This window comes from Methanomethylovorans sp. PtaU1.Bin093, assembly GCF_002067275.1.
Taxonomy (GTDB): Archaea; Halobacteriota; Methanosarcinia; order Methanosarcinales; family Methanosarcinaceae; genus Methanomethylovorans.
In genome coordinates this window covers 1-2,730 of the sequence record NZ_MVQX01000058.1, presented here as the reverse complement: position 1 = coordinate 2,730, position 2,730 = coordinate 1, and the positions used below count along the sequence as shown (strand labels likewise).

The following is a 2,730-nucleotide window of genomic DNA, read 5'->3' as shown; positions in this document are numbered from 1 at the left end:
CGCAATTTTGAAGCATTTGGAGGACAACATGTTCCAGGAGCGTACAGCATTGATATTGACGGTAATTTCCCAACCTTTGCAGGCTGGTTGCTTCCTCCGGATAAAGACATACTCCTGGTCTGCGAAGGATATGGGCAGGCTGTGGAGGCTTCTGTTCAGTTGCACAGAGTAGGATTAGATAGGGTTTATGGTTATTTGTCCGGTGGTATGTATGCATGGGTCACTGCCGGCTATCCCACGGCACACGTACCGCAGCTGTCTTCACATGAATTGAACCAGCGAGTTATACAAGGAGATACAACGATCCTTGTGGATGTCAGGGCATCAAGTGAATACGAAAATTTCCATATTCAGAACGCTATCAATATTCCCGTAGCTGAGCTGAGAGAGAGATATAAGGAACTTGATCCTGCAGACGAAACTGTCCTGATATGCGGAAGTGGACAGCGGTCCAGCATGGGTGCCAGTCTTCTGAAGCAAAAGGGTTTTGCTAAGATATTTAACGTAGCTGGTGGAATGAGGGGTTATGCAGCGGCCGGATTTGGTCCGGAATGCCCACTTTGTACTTTGCCGTGGGCATCTTTTGCCAGACGACCAGATACAACATTGACAGATAAATACCATGACGCATAATAATTTCTTTTCACTATATAATTTATAGAATAAATTGGTTTAACCATGCATTGTGCCCTAAAAATGGAGATAGTTTTATTTACAGATAAGTAAGTATCAATAATGACAATTCACTATGGGTGGTAGCATGCTAAAAAGAAAAATAACTTACATGATCATATCGTTGACCCTCATGTTCTCTCTTTCCCTTACCGTACTTGCAGCAGATGAGAGAACCCCGGGAATTGACAGCCGTGCCTATGCTAACAATGTTGTGGAAAAGAATTTAGGAGGAACGGCCAATATCAACAACCTTGATAGTTATATTATAGGCGTCGTAGATATGAATAAAATAGAACCGATGTCATTAGGCGGTGGATACGTAATAGTTGATATGGGTGCAAATGAGTTGATCCTTGATGAGGAAGGGGATGATCTGAGAGTATACGAAAAGGACCAGATATTCTACGGCAAGGATACTCCCGAAACATATGAGGTTTTTGTAAGCCAGGACCTGCAGACTTGGGAGTCCCTGGGAGAAGGGACAGGAACAGACGAATTCGACCTTGCTGACTCTGACCTTAACTGGGCGAGGTACGTGAAGATAGAAGACAGGGAAACAAGCACATCGGGAAGAGAGCCCGGATCAGATATAGATGCTGTTGAAGCCCTTCATTTCGGAGAAGAACCTAAGAGTGCTGTATCAGTGCCTTCAACGCCTGGATTTGCATTGGTTGCATCTGTCCTTGCATTCGTTGCACTTCTGTTCATAGAAAAGAAGAGATAAGGAAAAAAATATCCTTCTCTTCATTTTGTTTTCATTGCAGGCCTTTATGGGCCGTAAGAGAATCTGTTCTGACAGAGGATCGCTTTTATAAGATCAACGAAATCGATCATGCTGTCGACTGAAGAAACCAGAAGTATCAAAATAAGAAGCGCAATAAGGATCTCTACATAATCCAGAGTTGCATTCGCCAGTGGGTGAGATCCACCAGCCTTTCTGTTAAGGATGCTGGACATACCTATCCCGACCTACAGTTAATCTTATGTCGCTTCTCCCATAAAAGAGCTTTCACAGTTAAAATGAATTTTAAGTTATTGTCAGCGGACATCACAATAACGTCTTCATATTCTAGAACTGTTTGACTTTCAAGCATTGCTTTAAAGAGAACATCACTCCGAGAGAGCTTGCCTACTACCCTCCTTTGCCACTTGCTACTGCTATTCTCATGAAGCATCAGGCACTTTTATACCATTTTCATCCCGCAGAGGATGTGGACTTCAGTGGTGGTGATGGCCATGGCTATGATGGTGGTCATGATGGTCATGAGAACTGCATGCATTGTCCATGGTTGCCTTTTGTAATCTTCCTGTTTCCCATGCTTTCAGAGCATCCCAGATGGTACCCTGTGCTCCCACATATACTTCTATTCCATACTGCTCGAACAGAGCAACGGCTTTCCTTCCAAGACCCCCACAAAGCATAACATTGACCCCTTTTTGGGACATCAGTTCAGGAGGAAGTCCTACTCCGCCATTGTGCTCACTGGTATTGGGTATTACTGAAACCTCGCTGCTCTCTGTATCGTACATGATATAGTTCAAAACCTTTCCAAAATGCTGTCCTACCTGGTCTTCAAGGCCAGTTTTACCCATAGATGGTACACATATCTTCATATTTTCACCCTTTAAAGATCATTTGTTCCAAGGAATTTTTGTACAGCTTCCATAGCTTTCATATCAGGATATTTCACTATCCTTATGCCGCCAGTTTCCATTACTGATACGGCATCTGGGCCAGGGTTCCCGCAGATCAGCACGTCTGCTCCCTGGTCTGCAATATATTGTGCAGCCCGCACACCAGCACCCTGGGATTCAGCAGCGTAGGGGTTCTTCACAAATTCGTGCTGCATGGAGTCCGTATCTACGAACATAAAATATACGCATCTTCCAAAATGTGGATTTGTTTCCGCTTCAGGAACATTGTCCTTTGTAGTAACGCATATCTTCATTTTGCTCACGGCCTGCTTATAGTACGTCTTTTCAAGTATGTTCTCGATTGACAATTACTCTAATATGAGACAAAATATAAATAATTAACTCAAAAAGTTAATATAT

General features: G+C 43.3%; 5 protein-coding genes. 2 read left to right on the top strand and 3 right to left on the bottom strand.

What is annotated here, in order from left to right:
• Together A4E24_RS06790 and A4E24_RS06785 are read left to right on the top strand one after the other, a co-directional pair.
• On the top strand, positions 1-633 hold a 633-nt coding region (locus tag A4E24_RS06790; RefSeq protein ID WP_292352531.1), incomplete at its 5' end, for a rhodanese-like domain-containing protein.
• A gap of 127 nt (positions 634-760) precedes the next feature.
• Complete coding sequence (locus tag A4E24_RS06785; RefSeq protein WP_292352530.1) at positions 761-1,399, top strand: hypothetical protein; 639 nt, start codon at positions 761-763, stop codon at positions 1,397-1,399.
• A 44-nt stretch (positions 1,400-1,443) separates the two neighbouring features.
• Here A4E24_RS06785 and A4E24_RS06780 read toward each other — a convergent pair whose 3' ends face one another.
• The 3 genes from A4E24_RS06780 to A4E24_RS06770 all read right to left on the bottom strand — a co-directional run bounded on the left by A4E24_RS06780 (position 1,444) and on the right by A4E24_RS06770 (position 2,678).
• Positions 1,444-1,632, bottom strand: a complete 189-nt coding sequence (locus A4E24_RS06780; RefSeq protein ID WP_292352529.1) for a hypothetical protein — start codon at positions 1,630-1,632, stop codon at positions 1,444-1,446.
• Positions 1,633-1,893: 261 nt separating this feature from the next.
• Positions 1,894-2,289, bottom strand: coding sequence for a NifB/NifX family molybdenum-iron cluster-binding protein (locus tag A4E24_RS06775; RefSeq protein ID WP_292352528.1), 396 nt, complete (start codon positions 2,287-2,289; stop codon positions 1,894-1,896).
• Between the two features lie 11 nt (positions 2,290-2,300).
• On the bottom strand, positions 2,301-2,678 hold the full coding sequence (locus tag A4E24_RS06770; RefSeq protein ID WP_292352527.1) for a NifB/NifX family molybdenum-iron cluster-binding protein: 378 nt from the start codon (positions 2,676-2,678) through the stop codon (positions 2,301-2,303).
• Positions 2,679-2,730: the final 52 nt, after the last annotated feature.